Source organism: Pseudorhodoplanes sp. (genome assembly GCF_050250235.1).
Classification (GTDB): Bacteria; Pseudomonadota; Alphaproteobacteria; order Rhizobiales; family Xanthobacteraceae; genus Pseudorhodoplanes.
This window is the reverse complement of the sequence record NZ_JBFWPA010000013.1, coordinates 70,986-95,248: the sequence shown is the minus strand read 5'-3', so window position 1 is coordinate 95,248 and position 24,263 is coordinate 70,986. Positions and strand designations below refer to the sequence as shown.

Annotated in this window: 23 protein-coding genes; 19 read left to right on the top strand and 4 right to left on the bottom strand. The window is 64.3% G+C overall.

The window, feature by feature from the left end; translation table 11 throughout:
- Positions 1-250 precede the first annotated feature (250 nt).
- From AB7F49_RS08845 to AB7F49_RS08835, 3 genes are all read left to right on the top strand, one after another.
- Positions 251-424, top strand: coding sequence for a hypothetical protein (locus tag AB7F49_RS08845; RefSeq protein ID WP_428521467.1), 174 nt, complete (start codon positions 251-253; stop codon positions 422-424).
- A gap of 70 nt (positions 425-494) precedes the next feature.
- The gene (locus AB7F49_RS08840; RefSeq protein ID WP_428521466.1) at positions 495-866 is read left to right on the top strand and encodes a DUF427 domain-containing protein; all 372 of its coding nucleotides are present in this window, start codon (positions 495-497) and stop codon (positions 864-866) included.
- A 132-nt stretch (positions 867-998) separates the two neighbouring features.
- Positions 999-1,820, top strand: a complete 822-nt coding sequence (locus tag AB7F49_RS08835; RefSeq protein ID WP_428521465.1) for a DUF3108 domain-containing protein — start codon at positions 999-1,001, stop codon at positions 1,818-1,820.
- Positions 1,821-1,872: 52 nt separating this feature from the next.
- Here the strand turns inward: AB7F49_RS08835 and AB7F49_RS08830 are convergent, their stop codons facing one another.
- On the bottom strand, positions 1,873-2,838 hold the full coding sequence (locus AB7F49_RS08830; protein ID WP_428521464.1) for a S1C family serine protease: 966 nt from the start codon (positions 2,836-2,838) through the stop codon (positions 1,873-1,875).
- Between the two features lie 70 nt (positions 2,839-2,908).
- Between AB7F49_RS08830 and AB7F49_RS08825 the strand changes: the two genes are divergently transcribed.
- From AB7F49_RS08825 to AB7F49_RS08795, 7 genes are all read left to right on the top strand, one after another.
- Entirely contained in the window at positions 2,909-3,745 is an 837-nt protein-coding gene (locus AB7F49_RS08825) for a nitroreductase family protein (protein WP_428521463.1), read from the top strand.
- A gap of 109 nt (positions 3,746-3,854) precedes the next feature.
- Complete coding sequence (locus tag AB7F49_RS08820; RefSeq protein WP_428521462.1) at positions 3,855-4,994, top strand: L,D-transpeptidase; 1,140 nt, start codon at positions 3,855-3,857, stop codon at positions 4,992-4,994.
- A gap of 255 nt (positions 4,995-5,249) precedes the next feature.
- Complete coding sequence (locus AB7F49_RS08815) at positions 5,250-6,224, top strand: hypothetical protein (RefSeq protein ID WP_428521461.1); 975 nt, start codon at positions 5,250-5,252, stop codon at positions 6,222-6,224.
- A gap of 102 nt (positions 6,225-6,326) precedes the next feature.
- The gene (locus AB7F49_RS08810; protein ID WP_428521460.1) at positions 6,327-7,373 is read left to right on the top strand and encodes an LLM class flavin-dependent oxidoreductase; all 1,047 of its coding nucleotides are present in this window, start codon (positions 6,327-6,329) and stop codon (positions 7,371-7,373) included.
- A 39-nt stretch (positions 7,374-7,412) separates the two neighbouring features.
- Positions 7,413-8,087, top strand: a complete 675-nt coding sequence (locus tag AB7F49_RS08805; protein ID WP_428521459.1) for a dienelactone hydrolase family protein — start codon at positions 7,413-7,415, stop codon at positions 8,085-8,087.
- 136 nt (positions 8,088-8,223) lie between these two features.
- Positions 8,224-8,652, top strand: a complete 429-nt coding sequence (locus tag AB7F49_RS08800; RefSeq protein ID WP_428521458.1) for a hypothetical protein — start codon at positions 8,224-8,226, stop codon at positions 8,650-8,652.
- Between the two features lie 67 nt (positions 8,653-8,719).
- Positions 8,720-8,968: a hypothetical protein gene (locus tag AB7F49_RS08795; protein WP_428521457.1), complete on the top strand. Its 249-nt coding sequence runs from the start codon at positions 8,720-8,722 to the stop codon at positions 8,966-8,968.
- Positions 8,969-8,990: 22 nt separating this feature from the next.
- Here the strand turns inward: AB7F49_RS08795 and AB7F49_RS08790 are convergent, their stop codons facing one another.
- Together AB7F49_RS08790 and msrA are read right to left on the bottom strand one after the other, a co-directional pair.
- Positions 8,991-9,662: a polysaccharide biosynthesis/export family protein gene (locus AB7F49_RS08790; RefSeq protein ID WP_428521456.1), complete on the bottom strand. Its 672-nt coding sequence runs from the start codon at positions 9,660-9,662 to the stop codon at positions 8,991-8,993.
- Positions 9,663-9,845: 183 nt separating this feature from the next.
- Positions 9,846-10,502, bottom strand: coding sequence for a peptide-methionine (S)-S-oxide reductase MsrA (msrA, locus tag AB7F49_RS08785; RefSeq protein WP_428521455.1), 657 nt, complete (start codon positions 10,500-10,502; stop codon positions 9,846-9,848).
- A 183-nt stretch (positions 10,503-10,685) separates the two neighbouring features.
- Here msrA and AB7F49_RS08780 point away from each other — a divergent pair, with 183 nt between their 5' ends.
- Positions 10,686-11,183 carry a GlcG/HbpS family heme-binding protein gene (locus AB7F49_RS08780; RefSeq protein WP_428521454.1) on the top strand — a complete coding sequence of 166 codons (498 nt, stop codon included), beginning with the start codon at positions 10,686-10,688 and terminating at the stop codon, positions 11,181-11,183.
- A 40-nt stretch (positions 11,184-11,223) separates the two neighbouring features.
- Here AB7F49_RS08780 and AB7F49_RS08775 read toward each other — a convergent pair whose 3' ends face one another.
- On the bottom strand, positions 11,224-11,541 hold the full coding sequence (locus AB7F49_RS08775) for a hypothetical protein (protein WP_428521453.1): 318 nt from the start codon (positions 11,539-11,541) through the stop codon (positions 11,224-11,226).
- Between the two features lie 356 nt (positions 11,542-11,897).
- Here AB7F49_RS08775 and AB7F49_RS08770 point away from each other — a divergent pair, with 356 nt between their 5' ends.
- From AB7F49_RS08770 to recF, 8 genes are all read left to right on the top strand, one after another.
- The gene (locus AB7F49_RS08770) at positions 11,898-14,180 is read left to right on the top strand and encodes an NADP-dependent malic enzyme (RefSeq protein ID WP_428521452.1); all 2,283 of its coding nucleotides are present in this window, start codon (positions 11,898-11,900) and stop codon (positions 14,178-14,180) included.
- Between the two features lie 154 nt (positions 14,181-14,334).
- On the top strand, positions 14,335-17,223 hold the full coding sequence (locus AB7F49_RS08765) for a lanthionine synthetase LanC family protein (protein ID WP_428521451.1): 2,889 nt from the start codon (positions 14,335-14,337) through the stop codon (positions 17,221-17,223).
- A 13-nt stretch (positions 17,224-17,236) separates the two neighbouring features.
- Positions 17,237-17,584 (top strand): hypothetical protein, encoded by a 348-nt coding sequence (locus AB7F49_RS08760; protein ID WP_428521450.1) that lies wholly within the window; start codon positions 17,237-17,239, stop codon positions 17,582-17,584.
- Between the two features lie 131 nt (positions 17,585-17,715).
- Positions 17,716-18,612, top strand: a complete 897-nt coding sequence (locus AB7F49_RS08755) for a dihydrodipicolinate synthase family protein (protein ID WP_428521449.1) — start codon at positions 17,716-17,718, stop codon at positions 18,610-18,612.
- A gap of 160 nt (positions 18,613-18,772) precedes the next feature.
- A complete protein-coding gene (gene rpsT, locus AB7F49_RS08750; RefSeq protein ID WP_428521448.1) occupies positions 18,773-19,039 on the top strand; it encodes a 30S ribosomal protein S20 in 267 nt (88 codons plus the stop codon).
- 1,197 nt (positions 19,040-20,236) lie between these two features.
- Entirely contained in the window at positions 20,237-21,670 is a 1,434-nt protein-coding gene (dnaA, locus tag AB7F49_RS08745; RefSeq protein ID WP_428521447.1) for a chromosomal replication initiator protein DnaA, read from the top strand.
- A gap of 115 nt (positions 21,671-21,785) precedes the next feature.
- Positions 21,786-22,904, top strand: a complete 1,119-nt coding sequence (gene dnaN, locus AB7F49_RS08740; protein ID WP_428521470.1) for a DNA polymerase III subunit beta — start codon at positions 21,786-21,788, stop codon at positions 22,902-22,904.
- Between the two features lie 114 nt (positions 22,905-23,018).
- Complete coding sequence (gene recF / locus AB7F49_RS08735; protein WP_428521446.1) at positions 23,019-24,161, top strand: DNA replication/repair protein RecF; 1,143 nt, start codon at positions 23,019-23,021, stop codon at positions 24,159-24,161.
- The last annotated feature ends 102 nt before the right edge of the window (positions 24,162-24,263 follow it).

The window sequence follows — 24,263 nt, the reverse complement described above, 5'->3', positions numbered from 1 at the left end:
AGAGCGTGCCGAAGGATACGCTCGGCGAGCGCGAATTTCAATTTCGTTAGCAATGCCAGTATGATAGCGTAGCATGGCGTGCCCTATCGTTTTTGAGCGTAGGGCGAGTTAAATTGCTCCGAAGGCAAAGGTCACACGTTCGAATCGTGTCGGGTGCGCCAGCGCAGCTTCTTCTCGGAGAACAGTGTCGATACCTTGGCCCAACGGACCCATTCTATTCGTTGGCACCAACGGCCGTCGCGAAAAAGGCATGCTGGAAATCGATCAAGCTTTTGACCGCGTGCAAGTTCTGATCGGCAAAGAGCCGCCGTCACACACGATGGGCTATCGGCATTTCGACATTCCCTACGTTCGGCGTCGGCTATGCCGAAAGCAATTCGTCATCGCGCCAACTTGCCGCCCCGGGGCTCGCCACGACCGCTGACAAAATGTCCGACGTCATTTTTCATCCCGGATGCTAATGTAAGGCACGACCTTCGCGAGGCGGACCAGACATGCCATCACCCGACCCCAGCCATCCCATCAGCATCGAACCTGCAACCCATCGCGTGCGGGTCACGCATGGCGGGCGCGTGATTGCCGATTCACGGCGGGCTCTCGCGTTGCAGGAAGCTTCCTACCCGGTGGTGCACTACATCCCGCGCGAGGATGTCGACATCAGCGCGCTGTCGCGATCCGATCACGCGACCCATTGCCCCCACAAGGGCGACGCCTCCTATTTCTCGATCGAGACCGATGGGCACAGCTCGGCCAACGCGATCTGGACCTACGAGGCACCATTCCCGGCGGTGGCCCGGATCGCCGGCCATCTTGCCTTCTACCCGCAGCGGGTGGACCGGATCGAGCTGCTGCCGCTGTCCGGTTAGGGCGTTAACGCTGGCTCAAGGGAGCCATCGCAGCGCGTGAGATTTGCGCCTGCAAGCCGTCGGATATGGCGTATATCCACCTGTGGTAGAACGCAGGCGTGACCGGAACGTCCCGCTCCAGGCGGTAAACCGATGCGGTGGAACTACCGAGGGACATATCTTGCGCTGATCGCGTTTGTCGCTGTTGAAGCCGGCGCCGGCGCTCCCGCCTGCGCGCAAGTCCGGTTCGACGCGCGTTATACCCTCTCCATGGCAGGGCTCTCGATCGGCAAGCTGACCTGGCAGACGCAGCTTGGCACATCCGACTATTCGACCATGGCCAGTGGACAGGTCAGCGGCTTCCTCAGTCTTCTGATGACCGGCGAAGGCAAGGTCGCGGTCAAGGGCCAGATCAGGGATGGGCGCCCGCGCCCCGCAAGCTTTTTCGCCGCGGTCGAGCGCGTGGATGAAAAGATCGGCATCCGGATGACGTTCGACGACGCCCGCGTGCGTGAACTCAAGGTCGATGAACCGCCGCCGGAAAGCGACCGGGTGCCGATCGCGGACTGGCACAAGGTCGGCGTCATGGATCCGCTTTCGGCGTTTCTGATTCCCGGTCCGGTCGATCCGATGGCGCGCGAAACCTGCGAGCGCTCGCTTGCGATTTTCGACGGCCGCCGCCGCTACGAGCTGACGCTGTCCTTCAAGCGCACCGACATGATCAAGGGGGACAATGACAAGCGCAGCATGGCGATCGTCTGCACCATCCGGTTTACGCCCATGTCCGGCCATCGTGCGTCGAGCCCGCTGGTGAAATTCCTTTCGGAAGGGCGCGATATCGAAGTCTGGCTGGTCCCCATTGCGGGCACGCGCATCCTTGCGCCGGTTCGCCTGTCGGTCGCGAGTCTCGTGGGCAACATGGTGCTGCAGGCCGATGAGTTCGAGACGACCGCGCTCGCCTTGTCCGGCAAATAGGCCGCGGAACTGATCGGCCAAAGGAACGGGGAGGCACCTCGCCGCACTCCGCTCAATGCATGCGCGGCGTTTTCAGGAAGGTGTTTCGGTCTGCCGACCGGATCGTGAGATCGACCTTCCGCTTGTCGCGCAGGACCGAGATCGGCACCTCGACGCCGGCATGGCCCATCGCCCAGATTTTCCGAAACAGATCGGCAAGGGTTCCGACCCGCTCGCCGTTGACCGCGAGCACCACATCTCCGGTTTCGACCTTGGCCCGCTGCGCGGGTCCGCGGCTGGCCAACCCCATGACCACGAGCTTGTCGTCGGTATCGGCGACATAGAGCCCGAGCCACGGACGCGCCGGACCTTTCCGGCCTCCCGAGGTGAGCAGATCGCCCATGATCGGCTTCAGGAGGTCGATCGGAACCATCATGTTGATATCCCGACCGGCACTCGCCTCAAGCTGCAGCGATCCGATGCCGAGCAATTCGCCGCGTTCGCCGATCAGCGCGGTACCGCCCCAATTGGGATGCACCGGAGCGGTGAAGATCGCCTCGTCCAAAACGTATTCCCAATAGCCCGCGAATTCCTGCTTGCCGACCACCTGTGCGGCCACGGAGCGCTTGCGACCGCCGGAACCGCCGACGACGACCTTGTCGCCGAGTTGAACCGCACCGGATTCTCCGAGCGGCAGCGCCGGCAAGTCGACATGGCCCAGCGCCTGCACAAGGCCGAAGCCGGTCGCCTGGTCGAAACCGATGGCGGTTCCTGCGACCGATCGGCCATCGGCCAGATGCAGCCAGATCTGGTCCGCCTCGGTGATCAGATAGCCAATCGTGAGAACAAGGCCGCGGTCGCCGATCAGCACGCCGTGCCCCGCCCGCTCGGTTCCGAGTGTCTCTGCGGTGAAGGCGTCCCGGGGCATGGTGGCGCGCAGGCCGACGATGGATTGAAGGGCGCGATCGAGATCGAAGGAATAGTCTTCGGGTCGGGGTTGCACGGCTGCCGTAACCTTCCACTCGTCGATCGATGGCATCCGCCATTTTCTCCTTTGCGCCCGTCGTCCCGATCGGCCACCAACGACCGCACCCAGACCGGAGACGCTCATGACCGCCTCTCGCCGCATCGAAGCGCTGCTTCAGGACCGCTTTGGCGAGCCTTTTACCGTCGATCCCGGCTGGCCCGGCCTCGAACGCATCGAATCCCTGATAAAACATCGCGTGATCCGGCGTTATTCCCCGCAGCCGGTCGACGCAGCGCTGATTCGCCTCATCTGCGCCTGCGCCCTCTCGGCGCCCTCCAAGAGCGACCTGCAGCTGCGCGACGTCGTCGTGGTCGAAAACCAGGCGACCCGGCAAGAGATTGCCGGCCTGATTCCGGACATGCCCTGGATCGGGCAGGCCCCGGTGTTTCTGGTGTTCCTGGGGAACGGCCGCAGGATCATGGAAATCGCGCGGCTGCGCACCAAGCCATTCCCCAACAATCACTTCGACCTGGTCTTCAACGCCGCGACGGACGCTGCGATCGCCCTGGCGACAGCCGTAGCGGCAGCGGAAGCCATGGGGCTTGGCGCCTGCCCGATCAGCGTGATCCGCGACCACGCTGCCCGCGTCGGTGCCCTGCTGGACCTGCCGGAGCGGGTGATCCCGTTCGCCGGCCTTTGCATCGGCTGGCCCGCCGATGAGGGCCGGATGTCGCCGCGGCTGCCGCTCGCAATGACGGTCCACCGCGACCGGTTCGACGAGGAGAACGCGCCCGACGCAATCGATGCCTATGACCGCCGCCGCGAACAAATGGCGCCCTACCGGACGCAACGCGACACCCAGATGTGGGGCGAGACGGCACGATACGGCTGGTCGGAGGACAAGGCGCGGCAATATGCACAGCCGCAACGGGGGGACTTCGGTGCCTATGTCCGGAGCCGCGGATTTTCGATGGATTGACCGCCGAGAGGATCACAAAGCCGTTGCTGCCGTCCGGCCTTTACCGCGCCTTCATGCTGCCTAATCTATCTCGCATAGGCGAACGCGTTCGGATGGGGGTTTCAGCGACATGCGGCGTCTGGTTCTGGTTTCATCACTCGCGGCTTTTGGGTTTGCGATCGCCGAACCCTCGAACGCCCAATACACGGATCCGCGCGGGTATCGCGGCAACGGCGTAATCGCCGTCGAGCCGGACGAGGATGACGGCCGGATCTTGCCACCAGGCCCCGCGGCCCGAGGCTCCTACGATCCCGCGATCGACCGGCAGACGCTGCCCCCCCTTCCCGGGGGCGAGGCGGCGTCCCAGCCTTACGATGCCTATCCGCGTGCCGCTGCCCCTGGTGACATCCTGCCTCCGCCGCCGGATCGCGATTTCGCAAACCGGGCGCCGCGCTATGGAACGATGGGGCCGCAACACGAACCGCCCTATTACGCTCCGCCTCCCGGCGGATACGCCCCGCCGCCCGGCGGGTACGCGTCGCCCGCGGCTCCCTATGGCGCACCGCCGCCCTATGCTGCGCCGCCCCCTGCGGCCTACGGCGCTCCGCCGGCCGCGCCATACGGCGCCCATCCGGACGACCTGCGTCAGGCACCGCCGCGCCCGCCGGGGGCGATCGAGGCGGGCCGGGGCTATCCGGGCACGACCGGCTCCATTCCGCCCCGGACCATCGCCGCGCTGCCACCGGAAGATCAGCCCGAGGTCGGCAAGCCGAAGGAGCTTCCGCCGCAATTCAAGCGCCAGGTCGTGGACTATCGGACCAAGCACCCGGCCGGCACGATCATCATCGATACGCCGAGCACCTTTCTGTACTACGTGAACGGTGACGGCACGGCGATCCGCTATGGCATCGGAGTCGGCCGCGATGGTTTCACCTGGGCGGGCACCGAGAAGGTGACCCGGATGGCGGAATGGCCGGACTGGCATCCGCCCGCAGAGATGATCGAGCGCCAACCCTATCTGCCGCGCTTCATGGCCGGCGGTGAAAGCAATCCGCTCGGTGCACGCGCGCTCTATCTGGGCAGGACGATCTACCGCGTCCATGGCACCAACCAGCCTTCGACCATCGGGCAGTTCGTGTCATCGGGGTGCATCCGCATGCTGAACGACGACGTGATCGACCTTTACTCGCGCGTGAAGGTCGGCACCAAGGTCGTGGTCATCGGCGACGGCAAGGGCCCGCAGGCACCCAATACCACTGCTGCGCGATGAGCTGCGGCAGTGTTGCCGCTGAGGCGGATTGAGCGGAAATTTTCCGCTCGCCGCCGAGACTTATGAACTATTCACATGACGGATTCGCGCGAATCAGAAAGGATTCGGCGATGAGATCGGCCGTGCCGTCGCCTGCACCGGCTGTCGCGGCAATGACGCGGCGCTCGATGCGCCGTCATGCAGGCTTTCTCACCTTGCGTGATGCGTGCTGCGCCGCTTCGGGCGACTCAACTTCTTTGGCTGCCGGATTCGCAAATGCTTCCCGATCTTCGGATCGTCATCGCCGCCGTCACCTCGACCTTCGTCTTTGCAGCGGGCGTCGGTTTCTACACGTCGTCGCTTTTCATCGACAAGCCGAAGAAACCGACCGAACCGTCCGCCACGGCCGAAGCCAGCCCGATTGACCGGATCGCACTGAGCTGGCCGGAGCCGACTCCCCAGCCCGAGCCACTCGCACTGGATTTCGCCGTGACCGCACGGGCGCTGCGCAACCCGGTACGGGACGTCACGAACGAGCCGATCGCAGCGAACCCTCGATCGCAGGAGGCCGGGGAGGCGCCGGTTCGCACTTCCGCGACCAGAACCGATGCGGCCGACGCCGCGAGCGAGCGGCCAGCGATTTCGCCTTCGGTCATCGAACAAACGGCGAAGGTCGAGCCGGCACCCGTTGCGCTGCCGGAGCCGGTCGCGGACCCCGTTCCCGTGCCCGGCGCGGCTTCGAACGAGAGCAAGCCCGCAGCGGACCGTCCGGCCCCGGTCCCGGAGCCCGACTTTCGGATCGCCGTGCAATATCCGCCCCTAGCCGAGTTGCCTCCGGAATTGCGCGCGCCCGCGATGATGGCGCCGGTGCTTCCTGCCGAAGCGCCATCGCAGCCGGCCGATATTGCCACCGGTTCCATCCCCGCGACGGACCAGCCGGGCGAGCCAGCCACACGGTCGGACGAGTCCGCGGCGAAGCCATCGGGGGAAGCGCCGCAGCCGCAAGTTGCGAGTCGACCGGAAGCGGAGGAGGCGCAAGAGGAGGCCCTGCCCCGGACCGTACAGCTGCCGGAGCTGCCAAAGCCTGCCCCGAAAGCCGCGCGCAACGCGGGACCCAAGAAGAAGGCCGCACCGGCCAGGGCTGCAAAGCGCCCCGCCAGAGCCACACGACGAAGTTTCCGTGCGCCGGCCAGGCCCCGCGCCACCGCGAACTTCCCGTTCAATTTCTTCGGCACCAACCTGCAGAACTGACGACCCTCGCCGAAGCGTCCTCATTTCGGCATGTCCGCCATCCGTTGGCGTTTCAGTCCGGGCGGCATACATCGACGGACGGAAAAATCATGGCCATGCCGCATGATCGCATTGTCAATTCTGGACCTGTCACCCGTCCCGGCCGGCGGCTCCGCCGCCCAGTCGCTGCGGGACAGCATTGATCTCGCGCGACACGCGGATGCGCTTGGCTATCGCCGCTACTGGCTCGCGGAACATCACAATCTCGCAAATATCGCAAGCTCCGCGCCCGATATCATGATCGGGCAGATCGCGGCCGCGACGCGCAACATGCGCGTCGGCTCCGGCGGCGTGATGCTGCCGAACCATGCACCGCTTGCGGTTCTGGAGCGCTTCAAGGTGCTGGAAGCGCTGTTTCCCGGCCGCATCGATCTGGGCATCGGCCGCGCGCCGGGAACGGATCACGTCACCTCGATCGCGCTGCGGCGGCGGCAGGATATTCGCGACGAGGACGATTTCCTCGATCGCTTCCAGGAATTGCTGCTGCTGGAAAACAACGGCTATCCGAAGGACCATCCGTTTCACAGCGTGCATGCGATGCCGAATGACGTCGCGCTGCCGCCGATCGTGCTGCTCGGCTCAAGCGATTACAGCGCGCAGCTTGCGGCGCAGATCGGCGCCGGCTTTTCCTTCGCGCATCATTTCGCCGGTCACGATGCCGAACACGCGATGCGGCTCTATCGCGACAGGTTCCAGCCGTCGGAACGGCTGAAGGAACCTCTCGCCATTCTGGCAACCGCAGCGGTGGTGGCGGAAACGCCCGAACAGGCCGAGCGACTCGCCTCCACCATCGATCTCAACTTCGTACGCCGTGCGAAAGGCGTCTACGCGCCGCTGGAAAGTCCGGAGGTGGCGCTCGCCTACGACTATTCACCCATCGACCGGGAACGGATTCGAAAAAATCGCGAACGTCTCGCCGTGGGCAGCCCGGCCATGGTGAAGGCGCGGCTGACGGAACTTGCAACCGCAACGCAGGCGGACGAGATCATGGTCACCACCATGATCCACGATCACGCGGCGCGGAAGCGGTCCTATTCGCTGCTGGCCGAGGCTTTCTCCGTCGCACCCTCGCGTGCTATGCCCCAGCCGCAGCCGGCTGCGGCCGGTTAGCGCTGATTGACGTAGCTGACGACGTACAGGGAGAGAGTCTTGGGCAAGCATTTTTCGCTCACCACCACCGACAATCATTCGCTTGCGGCCTATCGCGCCGACCCGAAAGGCAAGCCCAAAGGCGCGATGGTGGTCGCGCAGGAGATTTTCGGCGTCAACAGCCATATCCGCAATGTCTGCGACCGGCTCGCTGATGCAGGCTATGTCGCTGTCGCTCCCGCCCTGTTCGATCGTTTCGTGCGCGACTTCGAGTCCGGCTATACGCCCGACGAGGTTGCCCATGCCCGCTCCCATCTCGGCAAGATCGACTGGCCCAAAATGCTGCTCGATATCCAGGCCGGCGTCGACGACGTGAAGGCGGTCGGCCCGGTCGGCGTCATCGGCTTCTGCATGGGTGGCAGCGTCGCCTTTCTGGCGGCGACCCGTCTCACCGGCCTGAGCGCCGCGGTCGCCTTCTATGGCGGCCAGATCGTCAAGTTCGCCGACGAGGCGCCGAAATGTCCGGTGCAGATGCATTTCGGCGAGACCGACGCCAGCATCCCGATGTCTGATGTGGACATCATCAAGCAGAAGCGGCCGGATTGCGAAATCTACACCTATCCGGCCGGGCACGGATTCTATTGCGACGAGCGCGGCAGCTTTCATGACGATAGTGCGAAGCTGGCGTGGCAGCGCACACTCGACTTCCTCGGCAAGCATATGAAGCAATCGTGACTGCCGCCGGGACGCTGTCCCGTCGGCCTGTCGCCCTGCGAAATAGCCGTTGATGGGCCGCGAGCCCGATTGCGAAGGCCGCGCGCGCTGGATATTTTCGCGCGCGGCATTTTCCAATTGCGATCGGGGATCGACGATGAAATCGATTTTTGCTCACGGCGTGCTTTGCGCTGCTGTGACATTCGCGGCCCACTCGGCTTTTGCCCAGACGACACCACCCAATCTCGTCGGCACCTGGAAAGGCAAGGCCGAGGCGGTGATTATCGGTGCCAACCCCTATCGCGTCACCGAGAGTCCGGGACCGAATTTTGGCGGCGCGATGGAGTTCACCTACATCATAAAGCAGCAGCAGGGCGTCCGCTTCACTGGTGAATTATCGGCCAAGGTGACCGAAACGATCATCGGCACTCTGCGTCCTCCGGAATTCCGAAGCGGCATCATGCTCGACAACGACGGAGAGTACGACTTCACGCTTCGCGATGCGACGACGATGGACGTCTGCTACCGGCACATCAATCTCACCAGCAAGGCCGTGGCCTGCTGGACGATGCAGAAGCAGCCGTAGTGGTGTAACCCGCTTTGTAGTTCGCGGCATCTCAACGTCTGCCCGCCATCTCATCAAATTGCCTTTGATGGGCCGCGAGCCCGATTGCGAAGGCCGTGCGCGCTGGATTGTTTTCGCGCGCGGCATTTTTCGATCGCGATCCGAGTCGATCATCGGAACGTTGCGGCCACCGGAATATCGCAGCGGAATCATACTCGGCCACGACGGCGAATCCGACTTCGTGCTGCGCAACGCGACCACCATGGATGTGTGCTATCGGCACACCAACATGACCAGCAAGGTCGTGGCCTGCTTCACCCTGGTGAAACAGCCCTAGGCGGACGAAGCCGTAACCCGCATCAGAACCAGCGCTCGCGCACGGTGAGCGTATCGCCTGGCCGCAGCGGCATGTCCGGCAATACGCGCACCCGCATGACTTCCCCATTGAAGTTGCGGGCAAGCAGGATGTCACCCTTGTTGGCGCGCGGCGCAAATCCGCCGGCGATCGCGACCGCCGCCTCCACCGTCATGTTGGGTACATACGGATACTGACCGGGTGCGTTGACCTCGCCGAGAATGAAGAACGGGCGATAGACCTCGACCTCGACCGAGACATGGGGATTTCGGATATAGCCCGCGCGCAGCCGGTCGGAGATGACGCGCGCGACCTGGGCGGTCGTCAGACCCCTCACCGGCACCGAACCGATCAGGGTCAGCGAAATATTGCCGGCGGCATCGACGATATAGGAATTGGTCAGGCCCTCCTGTCCGAACACCTGAACCCGCAAGCGATCGCCGGCATCCAGCTGATAGGGCGCGTCGTGACCGGCCAGCACCGGTGCATAAGGGCCACCGGATGCGACCACGATCGGCATGGGGGCCGGCGCCTGCACCACCGCAGGTTCGATCGGCGCGGCTTCCACCGCACCGGGATCGGCGGGCGCGACATAGGCCTGACGATGCACGCAGGCCGGCAGCACCAGCGCAACAAGCAACACGGTCAGGCGGCTGAGCTTGGCCTTGGGCCGCATGGGCGAATCCGGGACGGTAAATTCCAAGCCCGATTAACGCCTTGTATGGTTAACAAAGTCTCTCTGCCGCCGGTCGCGGCCCAGCTATTTCGCCGCCTCGCAGGCGCCGCGAGCACAATGCGAAAGAGCGGCGGGATTGCTCCCGCCGCTCCTTCGCAAGAGCGAAGCATGGTCCGTCTGCTATCAGGCGGCGACGCCGGTCCCGACCGGACAGCTCACGCCGGTGCCGCCAAGCCCGCAATAGCCGGACGGATTCTTCGCCAGATACTGCTGGTGATAATCCTCTGCGAAGTAGAAATCCGGCGCGTCGACAATTTCCGTCGTGATCGCGCCGTAGCGCTTGTCGGCGAGCGCCTTGGCATACATGGCCCTGGTCGCCTCCGCGGCCTTGCGCTGGCCCTCGTCGAACACGTAGATGCCAGACCGATACTGGGTCCCGATATCGTTGCCCTGGCGCATCCCTTGCGTCGGGTTGTGGTTTTCCCAGAACGTCTTCAGAAGCTGCTCGTAGGAGATTTTCTTCGGATCGAACACCACGAGCACGACCTCGTTGTGGCCGGTGCGGCCCGAACAGACCTCCTCGTAGGTGGGGTTCGGCGTCGGCCCGCCGGCATATCCCACCGCGGTGACAAACACCCCGTCGCCGAGCTCCCAGAATTTTCGCTCGGCGCCCCAGAAACAGCCCATGCCGAACAACGCCTTCTCGGCGCCGTCGGGATAAGGGCCCTTCAGCGGATGGCCGTTCACAAAATGCGTGGTTGCGGTGGGAATTGGCGTGGCGCGGCCGGGCAGCGCCTCGGCCTTGCCCGGGATGGTCAAAGACTTTTTGAACAAGAGCATCGGAAGGTCTCCCGGTTTTCTCGCAATATAGTCATTCCGGCGCAGTTTCGCAGGTAGTTCCGGGGACCACGCCCCGGACAGGGCAGCGGCGCGGCGCAGCACTTCGTCATCTTCCCCTCGCCGGAGCGAAACCCTATGCTGGCACCTCGATTCAAGGCCGACGCCGGAATGTGAGGAGCAGTCATGAGGTTCAGCACGCTTGCGCTTGCGCTCGCCGGGCTTCTGTTCGCGGGTCCGCTGGCCGCCCAGACCGGGACGCCTCCACCCTACGGCCCCCCGATCGCTCTCGATGCGGCGAAGAAGGTCATCGCCGCCGCAGAGGCGGAAGCAGTCCGCAACAACTGGCAGGTGGCGATCGCGGTCATCGACAGCGGCGGCCACCTGGTCATGATGGTGAAGCTCGACAATACCCAGCTGGTTTCGATCCGGGTCGCGGAAGCCAAGGCACGCTCGGCACTGGGCTTTCGGCTGCCGACCAAGCTGCTGGAGGACGCCGTCGCGGCCGGCGGGGCCGGAACCCGCCTGCTCGCGGTTCAGGACATCGCCCCGTTCGAGGGCGGCTTCCCGATCATCGAGGCCGGCAAGATCATCGGCGCGATCGGCGTCGCCGGCGTCCTGTCGGCGCAGGACGCGCAGATCGCCAAAGCCGGGCTTGCCGCGATCGAAAATCCCAGCCGCTAATCCGCCCCACCAGCGGAAGGTGCAAGGCGGCCGGACGCGATCAGCGTGCGTAGCCGATCAACGGCTTGCGTTTGCGCCCGAGCAGGATCAGCACGGTTCCGACAATGCCGAAAACCAGCCAGGAGGGCTGATCGAGCAGGGTCGTGATCGCCGGGTCCCACACCACCGCAGGCAGGCTTGCCTGAACCTTGGCCTGGGCTGATTCCAGGCTGGCAGCATGGATATCGGTCCAGAGCTGGCCGAGCTTGTAAATATAAATCCGGCTGTCGGCGATCGACTTCGCCCCGTCATACATCAGGAGAATGAAGCCGGCGGCCAGAAACAGGACGCCGAGCAGACGCAGCAGCGCACGGATCATGATTGAGTCCCACACATCCGGAAGGGTCGGCGCGGACGGCTCTGTCGATACCTCCCCGCATCCGCCGGTTCAACCCGTATAGTCGCCAAGATGGCGATTCAGGGCTCGTCCCTTGAGGATCACATATCGGTTCCGCTAACGTCCGCACAGGCGGGACCCGCCCAGCAAGATCACCTTGCGTCCAGTGTGGTAATCAGAAATTCCTCGCTGTCGGCGCCAACCCAAAACGGAATTTCTGAAGCAGAAAATCGCGCCGGTCTCAGTAAATTGCTGGTGTCCCCCTGAATCCGAAATTCGCTCGGCAGAAGGCGACGGGTCATCAGCGAATTCCGGACTCAGAACACCAGGGAGTTGTAATGCCCGCTACGCCTCCGGGCCGTGCCAAACGGCCGCACTTCACCGATCAGGAAGCCCTGCTGTTTCATTCCGAGGGCCGTCCCGGAAAGCTCGAAGTCATCGCCACCAAGCCGATGGCGACCCAGCGCGATCTGTCGCTGGCCTATTCTCCGGGCGTAGCGATTCCGGTGCTGGCGATCGCGGAGGATCCGAGTCGGGCTTTCGATTACACGACGAAGGGCAATTTCGTCGCCGTGATCACCAACGGAACCGCCATCCTCGGCCTTGGCAATCGGGGCGCGCTCGCGGCAAAGCCGGTGATGGAGGGCAAGGCGGTCCTGTTCAAGCGCTTTGCCGATGTCGATTCGATCGACCTTGAAGTGTCGACCGAAGACCCGGAGGCATTCATCAATTGCGTCAAGCTGCTCGGCCAGAGCTGGGGCGGCATCAATCTCGAAGACATCAAGGCGCCGGAATGTTTCATCATCGAGCAGCGCCTGCGCGAATTGCTCGACATCCCGGTGTTCCATGACGACCAGCACGGGACCGCGATCATTTCCGCGGCCGGGCTGATCAACGCCCTGCATCTGACCGGGCGCGACATCAAGACCACCAGGCTCGTCTGCAACGGCGCGGGCGCCGCGGGCATCGCCTGTCTGGAACTGCTGGAGGCGATCGGCTTTCCGAAAGAGCATCTGATCCTGTGCGACACCAAGGGCGTGATCTACCAGGGCCGGACCGAAGGCATGAACCAGTGGAAATCGGCGCATGCGGTGAAAACCTCGGCGCGCACGCTCGCCGACGCGCTGGTCGGCGCCGACGTCTTCTTCGGACTCTCGGCCAAGGGCGCGGTGACCAAGGACATGGTCAAGTCGATGGCGGACAAGCCGATCATCTTTGCGATGGCCAATCCGGACCCGGAAATCACCGCCGAAGAGGTGGCCGAGGTGCGCGATGACGCGATCATGGCAACCGGGCGCTCCGACTATCCGAACCAGATCAACAACGTGCTCGGCTTCCCCTACATTTTCCGTGGCGCGCTCGATGTGCGCGCCACCACCATCAACATGGAGATGAAGATCGCCGCCGCGCACGCCCTTGCCGAACTGGCGCGCGAGGACGTTCCGGACGAGGTGGCTGCAGCCTATGGCGCGCGGCCCAAATTCGGGCCGGACTACATCATTCCGGTGCCGTTCGACCCTCGCCTGATCTCGTTCGTGCCGCCGGCGGTCGCGACCGCCGCAATGGATACCGGTGTGGCGCGCAAGCCGATCGTGGACATGGAGGGCTATCGCCAGCAATTGCGCACGCGGCGCGATCCGGTGGCCGGCGTCCTGCAGCGTGTCTATGAAAGGCTGCGCCGCTCGCCGAAGCGCGTGGTGTTCGCCGAAGGCGAGGAAGAGCAGGTGATCCGCGGCGCCGCCAGCTTTGTGCATCAGGGGCTCGGCACCGCGCTTCTGGTCGGCCGCGAGGATCGCGTTCGAGCGGCTGCCGAAGACCTCGGCGTCGAGCTTGGCGACAATATCCAGATCGTCAATGCCGCGCTGTCGCGGCGCAATGCCGAGTATGCGAGCTATCTCTACGAGCGGTTGCAGCGCAAAGGCTATCTGGTGCGCGACTGCCAGCGTCTCGTGAACACCGACCGCAATCATTTCGCCGCCTGCATGGTGGCTTTGGGCGATGCCGATGCCATGGTCACCGGCGTCACCCGCAATTTCTCGGTCGCATTGGAAGACGTCCGCCGCTGCATCGATCCCAAGCCCGGCCATCGCGTGATCGGGGTTTCGCTCGTGCTTGCGCCCCGCGGCCGCACGGTGATCGTCGCCGATACCGCGGTGACCGAAATGCCAAACGCGCAGGACCTCGCCGATATCGCGGTCGAGGTCGCGGGGGTGGCACGGCGCCTCGGCTATGAGCCGCGCGTCGCCCTGCTCGCCTTCTCCACCTTCGGCCATCCGCCGGGAGAGCGCGCCGCCCATGTGCAGGAAGCGGTGCGCATCCTCGATCAGAAGCGCGTCGATTTCGAATATGATGGCGAGATGGCTGCCGATGTCGCAATGAATCCCGAAATGCAGACGGCCTATCCGTTCTGCCGGCTGACCGGTCCGGCCAATGTGCTGGTGATGCCTGCGTTCCACTCCGCTTCGATCTCGACCAAGCTCCTGCAGGAACTCGGCGGGTCGACCGTGATCGGTCCGATCCTGGTCGGGCTCGACCGGCCGGTGCAGATCGTGCAACTCGGCGCGAAGGACACCAATCTCGTCAACATGGCATCACTGGCGGCGTACAATGTAAGCGGATAGCGCGCATTTTCGCCGCGGTGGAACGTCGAGCCGTTTCGACGACAAATTGCGGTGAATTCATCCCGGATTGGCATCGAATGCGCACGCCGTTCGACCATCTTTGATCAAGCACTGAACGGTACGCTGGGTCTACCGTAAACCCCGTGTGCCATTCATGCTTGATGCTCCGGTCAACCCGTCGTCTCGCCATGAGCCGTTGACCGAACAGGACACGATTCGCGCGATCCTCAACCGGCGCGTCCCCTGGGCAACGCACGACGAAAAGTTCAGCCAGCAGTCGTTCGGCATCGGGCCCTGGCCGGATCAGGGATGGAAGCTGCACGTCTCGGCAACGCCGCCGGCGGCGGCTGCGGTGCTCGAAAAGGTGCTTGACGTGCTGCTGCCGGACGGAGCGCGGTTCAAGGTGGTGAACACCATGAGCCTGCTGGGTGCGCTCAACAGCGGCTTGTTGGGCATCTCCCAGATCGGCAAGTTCATCACGGTCTATCCGAGCGACGATGCGCAGGCGGTCCGCCTGGCAGTCGCATTGGACGAGGCCACGAACGGCCATCGCGGCCCAAGGGTCCCGACTGACCGTTCGCTTCGGCCGGGCAGCCTCGTGCATTACCGGTATGGAACCATGCGCCGCGACGGCGGCAGCGAAGCCGACACCGGCTTCGACCTGCTCGATCCCGCAGGCCGGTTCACCGAGGATGTCCGTCTCACCTATTATCAGCCGCCGGATCCCTCGATCATCGACCCGTTCGAGGCCGCCGGCATTCGCGTCGCGGCACCGGCACGCGGACCGCTTCTCAACGGTCGCTATCTCGTGTTTGACGCCCTGGCACAGAGCCCGCGCGGCGGAATTTTTCGCGCGATCGACGTTCTCGCCGAGCCGGCTCGCATCTGTCTTCTCAAGGAGTCCTGGCACGATGTCGGGCTCGACCAGAAAGGCCGCGATGCGCTCGACTGGGCCAGCAACGAGCAGCACATCCTGACGCGCTACGCCGGCCACCCGGTCATTCCGCGCTTCTACGACAGCTTTCAGAATGATGGAAACCACTACATCGCGATCGAGTATATCGAGGGTGTCGCGCTCGACAGGGTGCTGTTCGAAGAGCACCTGGTCGAACTGGGACTCGAACCCCACGATGTCGTTGCCATCGGCCTCGCAACCGCCGAAGCCCTGGCACAGCTTCACGAGATCGGCCTGGTGTTTCGCGATTTCAAGCCGGCCAACACGCTCAAGACGCCGGACGGGCATTATCGGCTGATCGATTTCGGCATCGCCCATAACTACCGTGAACACACCAGCGAGCCGCTGAGCACCGGAACGCCGCCCTTCTACTCGCGCGAGCAGTATGAGGGGCAAACACCGAATCCGGCCGACGATATCTTCGCGTGGGGCGCCGTGCTGCATCACCTGGCCGGCGGCGACCAGGCCTTCGAGACCATGCCGAAGGACAAGGATTTTCTGCGACCATTCCCGCGCAAACCGCTCGCGCAGATCAAGCCGTCCTTTCCGGCCGCGCTCTGCAGTGTCATCGATCGCGCCGTGGCCTGGGAGCGCGCGCAGCGATTTGCAACGATGCGCGAGGCACGGGATGCGCTTGCGAATGCTGCGCGTGAGATCGCGACCAGGCAAGGCGGCTGTTCGAGCCGCACCCGGGCGGTCGCAGATCGCACGAAGACTGTCCCCGCTTCCTCCGCGCTCGGCAATGACGAGGCGCTTGGCCTCGCTTGCGAGGTCGGAGACGCTCTGTGCAAGGCCGCAGAGTCACATGCAGGGGGCTTGCGCTGGAAGCGGCGCTTCGAATGGGTCGAACGCACCGAATACAGCCCCGACCTTTATGCGGGGGCAGCCGGTATCGCCCTTTTCCTCGCCGAGCTGGCACGGGCCACCGGTGAGGAGCGATACGCCGACGCCGCCCGCGCCGCCGCGCGCTGGGTCGCGGGTCCCGCATGGGGACGCGGACGTGCGCAGCATGGATTCCACAGCGGCGAGGCCGGCATCGCGTTTTTCTTCCTGCGGCTGTCGGAACTGCTGGATGCGCCAGGTTACATCGCAGCCGCGGACATGCGGCTGCGGCGCCTGCGCGGCGCCGCGGCACTGACAAGCGATCTCATGTACGGCACCGGCGGCACGATCCTCGGACTGCTTGCCATGTACGCTGCTACCCGCGATTCCGGCTTTCTGGCGGAGGCGCGGGAACACGGCGACAGGCTGGTGAACACGGCCAGTACCGCGAAGCAAGGTCAGGGCTGCTATTGGGACGTGGCGTCCGCGGCCCCAGGCGGCCCGGTCCTGCCGCATCTCGGTCTTCTTCACGGAAGTGCCGGGATCGGCCTTGCGCTGGCCTATCTGGGCTGCGCGACTGGCGAGGACCGCTACATCGCAGCGGCACGGGGCGCCGCCGATCTTCTGCTTTCGAGCGCCGCCTGCGCGTCGCAGCGTCCTGGTGGCGAACCATGTGAGACGACTGCAGCGCATCTCACCTGGCCCGGGCATCTCGAGGACACGGCGAAAGGTCTGCAGGCTCATTGTCACGGCGCCGGAGGCGTCGGCCAATTTTTCCTCTGGCTCGACGCGCTCGTTTCCGACCGGCGCTATCGCGAGGCTGCGGAGGGCGCGGCCTGCGCGATCGCGGCACAGCGGGCCGGCGAGACGCGCGCAGGCATCTGCCACGGCATCAGCGGCACCGGTCACCTCATGCTCGACTGCCATCAGGATCTTGGCGGCGCGCAATGGCTCGCATTGGCGCGCGCGTGCGCGGGGCACCTTCAGCGATTCCGGATTCCGGATCAGCCTGGCGTGTATGCGATGCACGACAAGGGAGCCGTCTCCCCCGACCTGATGCTCGGATATGCCGGTGCCGGCAGCTTTCTGCTCCGGCTTTCAGGCGCGGCAAGCAGCTCGGATCTGCTGTTCGGTCCGCTGAACAAGATCATTCGCGAGTTGAGCCGCCTTCGGCCGGATGTTGTGTCCGCTCCGCAGGCCCAGGACGGTCCGCGCCTTGTACCGTCGACCCAGGGAGTTGCGCTCGCTTCATCGCCGTCGCTTTGAGAGGAGTAGTCCAATGTCTGAGAAAACACTGCACAAGTTTCTCGATCGGCTGAACACCGACAAGAAATTCCGCAGATCTCTCTACGACCAGAGGGACTGGGCATCGATGATCAAGGACCTCGATCTCAGCCCTGCGGAGCTGGCGGCGATTTCCACGCAGGACGAGGACGCGCTGCGCCGGCTGGCAGGCCGTGACATCAAAATCGCCGGACAGAATTTAGGCTTCTACACCACCAATCTGATCTGCTCCTGGTTGTGTTTCTGCCTTCCCTTCATCACCCACATCGACACGCCGCAGAGCGGCCGGGACTGCGGCACCGGCCCGCGAGGCACCGCCTGTTGCGCGGCGGAGCCGGACTGAATGTAGGCTGACGGGCGCGCCAATCAGGGATCGCCCGACGAGTGGCGCTATCGCTCGACACAATCGTCATGGATTTCGCTTCGCGAGACGTCCCCGTCGCGCTAGAACGACGCCCGTTTCAGGAGACACCCATGACCAACCGAACCCTGCGCGGTGTCGTTGCCGCCGTCGCCACCATCATCGCTCCCGACGGCGCGCCCGACCACGCCCGCTCGCTCAAGCTGGCGCGCTTCCTGCTCGATCATGGCTGCGACGGGCTCAACGTGCTCGGCACCACCGGCGAGGCGACCTCGTTCTCGCGCGAGGAGCGCATCGGGCTGATGAGCGCGTATCGCGACAACGGCCTGCCGATGCAGCGCCTGATGGTCGGCACCGGTGCCGCGGCTTTGTCGGATGCCATCGCGCTGACCCGCCATGCCGCGGAACTCGGATTTGCCGGGGCGCTGCTGCTGCCGCCGTTCTATTACAAGGGTGTGCCGGACGACGGCCTCGTCGCCTATATCGACGCAATCGTCAGCGCGACGGCCGACAGGCCGATCCCGCTCTATCTCTATCACTTCCCGGCGCAATCCGGTCTGCCGTGGCATGTGGCGCTGATCCGCCGCCTGCTCGACGCGCATCGCGACCGCATCGTCGGCCTGAAGGATTCATCCGGCGACATGGCCTATGCGCGCGAGGTCGCGAAGGTCTCCGATGGCTTCGACGTGTTCCCCTCGACCGAGGCTGCATTGCTGGAGGCGCGGTCGGGCGTGTTTGCCGGCTGCATTTCCGCGACAGCGAATTGCAACGCCGACCTCTGCCAGCGGGCCTGGTCGTCGGGAGATGCGGAAGCGTCGGAGCGCGCCGTCGCCATTCGAAATCTGTTCAATGGCCGGCCCCTGGTGTCCGGGATCAAGGCCCTGCTGGCCCATATCCATGACGACCCCGCAATGGCCACCATGAAGCCGCCGCTGGCGGAGCCCTCGGCCGCCGACCGGACCGCCATTATCGGCGGCTATGACGCCGTACGCGCCCGGAAAGTGGCCTGAAACCCGGGTCCCGGGGCGGTTTCGTTCGTTGACGGAACCCGGTCTCGCGACTATAACCCCGGCCAAATGAGGCGGCGGGCATCCGCCGCCTCTCGTTTTTCCGAAATCACCCGTCCGGCGCACGACAGGCTGCATCCGGACCTATGACATAGAGGGCTCCATGGCCAATACGAAATCGGCCAAGAAGAAGACGCGCGTGATCGCACGCCGCACCGAGATCAATCAGCATCGCCGCTCGATGATGCGCGGCTATATCCGCAAGGTCGAAGAGGCGATCACCGGCGGCGATCGCGCTGCGGCACTCGCAGCGCTGAATGCCGCGGAGCCGCAAATCATGCGCGCAAGTCAGAAGGGCATCGTTCACAAGAAGACGGCGAGCCGCAAGGTATCGCGGCTGACACACCGGATCGCCAAGATAGCTCAGTAGCTTAAGATCGGCCTTCGAACGCCGTGACGTTGCAGAACCCGGCTCGCGCCGGGTTTTTTGTTGCCGAATGTTAGAATCAAAGGACCACTAGCAAGTATTGGATTCTAGTGGAGCTTTGGATTTGACATTCGCTTTTCGAGCCCGCGGCCCGAGTGGGTAGCGAATGTCAAATCCGCTCCCCTAGCCGGAGGCCGTCATTCGGCCGCGATACGCCTTGAAATCTGCGCGATACCGCCCTCACTGGGTTGAATTTCGATCACGAAAAACATCGGAAACGTAACGGTTTACAGACATAGCAACGCGGGGGCTTTCGATTCCCTCTTCCGGTACGGCTGAAAGTGACGAGTTGCAGGCTTTCGCCATCCGATACGGAATTATTGCGTTGCCGCCGGAGTCGCCAAAAAAGCTCACGCGGATTCAAGACGTTGTCATGACAGAATGGCGAAACAGGCTGTCTTTTGGGCCACAACTGCGCTCTTCGAATGTCGTGTTTTGACAAACGTATTGCAGTTCGGAGGGGCGCGTGTATCTTCAAAAAACCGCCGCGCTTGCAGCGGCGGCCTTCAGTAAATGGTCTGTTTTCAAACTCACGAAAGATGAGGTCGGGTGAGGTGTGTTTGAATTTCTCATCATCTTGATCTGGTCATATCTTGATCTGGCGATATCTTGATCTGGCCATGGGTGCGACGGACTAGACGCTACATTCACTGCTAAACTTTGCGACGCTGCGTAATCGTATCTGTGTCGCTAGGAAGCTCCCGGAACTCTAACGTCGACAAAGAATCGGACCACCGCGTGGAGGCGCGCGGATGGCAGGGGGAGTTATGACGACGGGTCAGGCGAACGACAAAGGCCGCAGTCACAAGCGGCACAGGATACGACAGGCGTCGCTGCGGACAGAACAGCGGCAAGACGATCATGCGGTCACACAACAGGAGTTCGCCCGGCTGATGCCGGGCGCGGCGGACCGCTTGCGGCAGACGATGATTGCAACCGGATCGCTGGGGGCTGCTTCTCCGCCAAACGGTGGTTAGGGATCGCGCTCTTTGCTGTCGCGCGTTGCGGTCGGGTCATTCTGATTCCGCACCCGTTTTTTCGTTCAACGCTGCGATCTGCAAGAGCCGTCCCCGCGGCGGGCTGCGCGTTGGCCGCGAGTTCATCCATCGGTTTTTCGACATTCGGGAAGAGGCGACCGAAATGACGAGTCTGGAGCAAGAGCGTTGGTCCCGGGTCAAGGGCCGGCTCAAGGCTGAAGTTGGCGAAGATATTTTCTCAAGCTGGTTCGCTCGCATGGACCTGGAGTGCGTGGAGAAGGACACGGCGCGGCTGTCGGTGCCGACGCGATTCCTGAAGAGCTGGATCCAGTCCCATTACAGCGATCGTGTCCTGCGCTGCTGGCAGGCCGAAGAGCGCTGCGTACAACGCATCGAACTGACGGTGCGGACCGCCGCCATCAAGGCGCCGCCGGCCAGGCCCCGGATGGAGGAGCAACCGGAGCCGGCTCGTGAGCCGAAGGCCGATCGCCTCAACGGCGCCGAGCTGCGCCTGAGTCCGGCGCCGGTCTCGGCTGCGCATGAAGCCTCCGGCGGATCGCCGCTGGACCCGAGGCTCACGTTCGAGACGTTCGTGATCGGGCGCTCCAACACACTCACGCACGCAGCGGCAAAGCAGGTTGCAGCGACGCGGCGTGGCGACCTCGTGATGTTCAATCCGCTCTACATCCATGCCGGAGTGGGCCTCGGCAAGACGCATCTGCTCCAGGCCATCACCTGGGCCGGCAATGCGGGCGGCGACCGCAAGCTGCAATATCTCACCGCCGAAAAATTCATGTACGGGTTTGTGACGGCGTTGAAGAACCAGAACGCCATCGCCTTCAAGGAAGCGCTCCGCGGCATCGACGTCCTGGTCATCGACGACCTGCAATTCCTGACCGGCAAGAACATGCAGGCCGAGTTCTGTCATACGCTGAACGCGCTGATCGATGCCGGCCGTCAGGTGGTGATCGCGGCCGACCGGCCGCCCTCCGAACTCGAAACGCTTGATGACCGGGTGCGGTCGCGACTCGCCGGCGGGCTGGTCGTGGAGATGGGTCCGCTCGGCGAGGAATTGCGCTTCGAAATTCTGAAGAACCGGATTGCGGCGGCGCGCGCGCATCATCCCGGCTTCGAAGTCCCCGACACCGTCGTGTCCTACATCGCCAAATCCGTCACCCATAACGGCCGCGATCTCGAAGGCGCGCTCAACCGGCTGCTTGCGCTCAGCAAGCTCACCGGGCAACCGATCACGATGGAAGTGGCGGAGCGGGAGGTGCGCGACCTGATCCGCCCGCAGGAACCCAAACGGGTGAAGATCGAGGACATCCAGCGCGTGGTGGCCCGGCAATACAATGTCAGCCGTTCCGACCTGTTGTCCTCGCGCCGGACCGCAAACGTCGTCCGGCCCCGGCAGGTCGCGATGTATCTCGCAAAAACGCTGACGCTGCGGTCGCTGCCGGAAATCGGTCGCAGGTTCGGCGGCCGCGACCACACCACCGTGCTGCATGCCGTGCGCAAGATCGAGAATCTGATCGGCAACGACGCGTCGCTGGCCGACGAAATCGATGCCCTGAAGCGGCATCTGCAGCAGGAATAGGGCTTGCTCAAATCGTTCCGGCGCGGCAGTTTCGCGTCCCCCCGGCTGTCCGGCACCCCGCCGGCGGCCGGCCATGGTCACAGCGGCGCTGTCCGGGCGCTCCAGGGTTTGCGACATGAAGGTCACCGTCGAGCGCGCGCAACTGCTTAAATCGCTCGGCCACGTTCACCGCGTGGTCGAACGGCGCAACACCATTCCCATTCTCGCCAACATCCTGATCCGGGCCGAGCGTGGCAAACTGACGCTCAAGGCCACCGACCTCGATCTCGAGGTCAACGAAGCGATCGCCGCCGAGGTCTCGCCGGCCGGCGCGACCACGGTTCCCGCGCATATGTTCTACGATATCGTACGCAAGCTGCCGGACGGATCGCAGATCGTGATCGAGGCCACCGGCGATCGCGGCGTGCTCACGATCCGCGCCGGGCGTTCGCGCTTCACCCTGCAGACTCTGCCCGAAAGCGACTTCCCCGATCTGAATGCCGGCGACATGACCCACAGCTTCAGGCTGCCGGCGGGCGATCTGAAGAAGATGATCGACAAGACCCAGTTTGCGATCTCGACCGAAGAGACCCGTTACTACCTGAACGGCATTTTCCTGCACACCGCGATCACCAACAAGACGGAGATGTTGCGGGCGGTCGCAACCGACGGCCATCGTCTCGCGCAGTTCGAGATTCCGCTGCCCTCCGGTGCCAAGGGCATGCCGGGTGTGATCGTGCCGCGCAAGACCGTCGGCGAAGTTCAGCGCCTGATCGAAGACAGCGAAGCGGAATTTCTGATCGAACTCTCGACCGCGAAAATCAGGTTCACCATCGGTGACGTGGTGCTGACCTCGAAGTTGATCGACGGCACCTTCCCCGATTATGCCCCGGTCATCCCGCTCGGCAATTCCAAGACCCTGCAGGTGGACAAGAACGAGTTCGAGCACGCCGTCGACCGTGTCTCGACCGTATCGAGCGAACGAGGTCGCGCCGTGAAGCTCGCTCTGGCCGGCGGCAAGCTGACATTGTCGGTCAACAATCCGGATTCCGGGAGCGCCACCGAGGAACTCGAGGTCGAGTATGACTCCGACCCGCTCGATATCGGCTTCAACTCGCGCTATCTGCTCGACATCGCCTCCCAGATCGACGGCGAGACCGCGGTGCTGAAGCTCTCCGACCCCGGCTCGCCCACCCTGATACAGGACAAGGATGGCGGGAAAGCCCTGTATGTTCTGATGCCGATGCGGGTGTAGCAGTGTTGTCATTCCGGGGGCGCGGCGAAGCGGCGAACCCGGAATCCATACTCATGAACCGGGATCATGGATTCCGGGTCGGGCCGTTCAGGCCGTCCCGGAATGACGAACGAAATGACCGCCGCCCGCATCCTGCGTCTGAACCTGTCGAATTTCCGCAGCTATCGCACCGCCAGCCTGACGCTCGGTGACCGCCCGGTTGTGCTGGTCGGGCCGAATGGGGCCGGCAAGACCAATATTCTCGAGGCAATTTCCTTTCTCGCGCCAGGCCGTGGCCTGCGGCGCGCCACGCTGGACGAGGTCGCCTTCGGTGAAGGCGATGGCTCCTGGGCGGTGTCGGCGGAAATCGAAGGTGCGCTCGGGCTCGCAACGCTCGGCACCGGCATCGAGGCGCCGCATGGGGAGGAACACGCCTCAACCCGGCTTTACCGGATCGACCGCGAGCCGGCAGGCTCCGCCACGGACTTCTCGGAACACCTGCGGATCATCTGGCTGACGCCGGCAATGGACGGGCTTTTCGCCGGCCCCGCCTCCGAGCGGCGCCGGTTTCTCGACCGGCTGGTGCTCGCGGTCGATGCAACGCATTCCGGCCGCGTGTCCGCCCTGGAGCGCGCGCTGCGCTCGCGCAATCGCCTGCTCGAGGACGCGCATGCCGATCCGCATTGGCTGGACGCAATCGAGCACGAGACCGCGGAGGTCGCCGTCGCGGTCGCGGCCCTGCGCGCGGAGACGGTCGGTCGGCTGCAGAGCACTCTGGCCGCGAGCCGCGGCGCGGCGACCGCTTTTCCATTCGCCGAGATTGCGCTGAAGGGCTGGATGGAAGAGGCGCTCGCCTCGCAAGCCGCGTCCGCCGTCGAGCAGCGCTACCGCGCCATCCTGCGCGAGGGTCGCGGTCGCGACGCCGCCGCAGGGCGCACGCTCGATGGCCCTCATCTCACCGACCTGCATGTGGTTTACGGCCCGAAGGCCATCGCGGCGGCGGATGCCTCGACCGGCGAGCAGAAGGCCATCCTGATCCGGCTGGTGCTGGCGCATGGCGGCCTGCTTGCGGAGATGACCGGGCATGCGCCGGTGCTCCTTCTTGACGAAGTGGTGGCGCATCTCGATCCCGGCCGGCGACAGGCGTTGTTCCAAGCGCTTTCCGAACTCGGCGCGCAGGTCTGGATGACGGGCGCGGACCCGCATGCTTTCAACGACATTGCGGACCGCGCGCAGATCGTCGACGTAGCGCCCGGGCGAATCCTGTCGCGTTCCTAGCTGTCGTCCGGGTCGCGCAGCGTCCGAGAGGTCCCAGGGGACGCGCGCACGGTCCTGGTTCCCGGAATTCATGCACCGCGCGTCAGGAACCGATCCCTAGGT

Bases quoted from the DNA above. Each gene is read 5' to 3' on its own strand.
- dnaA (WP_428521447.1), top strand. From the start codon at position 20,237: ATGACGAGTCTGGAGCAAGAGCGTTGGTCCCGGGTCAAGGGCCGGCTC.
- AB7F49_RS08755 (WP_428521449.1), top strand. From the start codon at position 17,716: ATGACCAACCGAACCCTGCGCGGTGTCGTTGCCGCCGTCGCCACCATC.
- AB7F49_RS08760 (WP_428521450.1), top strand. From the start codon at position 17,237: ATGTCTGAGAAAACACTGCACAAGTTTCTCGATCGGCTGAACACCGAC.
- msrA (WP_428521455.1), bottom strand. From the start codon at position 10,502: ATGCTCTTGTTCAAAAAGTCTTTGACCATCCCGGGCAAGGCCGAGGCG.
- AB7F49_RS08815 (WP_428521461.1), top strand. From the start codon at position 5,250: ATGCTTCCCGATCTTCGGATCGTCATCGCCGCCGTCACCTCGACCTTC.
- AB7F49_RS08825 (WP_428521463.1), top strand. From the start codon at position 2,909: ATGACCGCCTCTCGCCGCATCGAAGCGCTGCTTCAGGACCGCTTTGGC.
- AB7F49_RS08820 (WP_428521462.1), top strand. From the start codon at position 3,855: ATGCGGCGTCTGGTTCTGGTTTCATCACTCGCGGCTTTTGGGTTTGCG.
- AB7F49_RS08835 (WP_428521465.1), top strand. From the start codon at position 999: ATGCGGTGGAACTACCGAGGGACATATCTTGCGCTGATCGCGTTTGTC.
- AB7F49_RS08775 (WP_428521453.1), bottom strand. From the start codon at position 11,541: ATGATCCGTGCGCTGCTGCGTCTGCTCGGCGTCCTGTTTCTGGCCGCC.
- AB7F49_RS08780 (WP_428521454.1), top strand. From the start codon at position 10,686: ATGAGGTTCAGCACGCTTGCGCTTGCGCTCGCCGGGCTTCTGTTCGCG.
- dnaN (WP_428521470.1), top strand. From the start codon at position 21,786: ATGAAGGTCACCGTCGAGCGCGCGCAACTGCTTAAATCGCTCGGCCAC.
- recF (WP_428521446.1), top strand. From the start codon at position 23,019: ATGACCGCCGCCCGCATCCTGCGTCTGAACCTGTCGAATTTCCGCAGC.
- rpsT (WP_428521448.1), top strand. From the start codon at position 18,773: ATGGCCAATACGAAATCGGCCAAGAAGAAGACGCGCGTGATCGCACGC.
- AB7F49_RS08810 (WP_428521460.1), top strand. From the start codon at position 6,327: ATGATCGCATTGTCAATTCTGGACCTGTCACCCGTCCCGGCCGGCGGC.
- AB7F49_RS08770 (WP_428521452.1), top strand. From the start codon at position 11,898: ATGCCCGCTACGCCTCCGGGCCGTGCCAAACGGCCGCACTTCACCGAT.
- AB7F49_RS08790 (WP_428521456.1), bottom strand. From the start codon at position 9,662: ATGCGGCCCAAGGCCAAGCTCAGCCGCCTGACCGTGTTGCTTGTTGCG.
- AB7F49_RS08845 (WP_428521467.1), top strand. From the start codon at position 251: ATGCTGGAAATCGATCAAGCTTTTGACCGCGTGCAAGTTCTGATCGGC.
- AB7F49_RS08765 (WP_428521451.1), top strand. From the start codon at position 14,335: ATGCTTGATGCTCCGGTCAACCCGTCGTCTCGCCATGAGCCGTTGACC.
- AB7F49_RS08800 (WP_428521458.1), top strand. From the start codon at position 8,224: ATGAAATCGATTTTTGCTCACGGCGTGCTTTGCGCTGCTGTGACATTC.
- AB7F49_RS08840 (WP_428521466.1), top strand. From the start codon at position 495: ATGCCATCACCCGACCCCAGCCATCCCATCAGCATCGAACCTGCAACC.
- AB7F49_RS08795 (WP_428521457.1), top strand. From the start codon at position 8,720: ATGGGCCGCGAGCCCGATTGCGAAGGCCGTGCGCGCTGGATTGTTTTC.
- AB7F49_RS08830 (WP_428521464.1), bottom strand. From the start codon at position 2,838: ATGCCATCGATCGACGAGTGGAAGGTTACGGCAGCCGTGCAACCCCGA.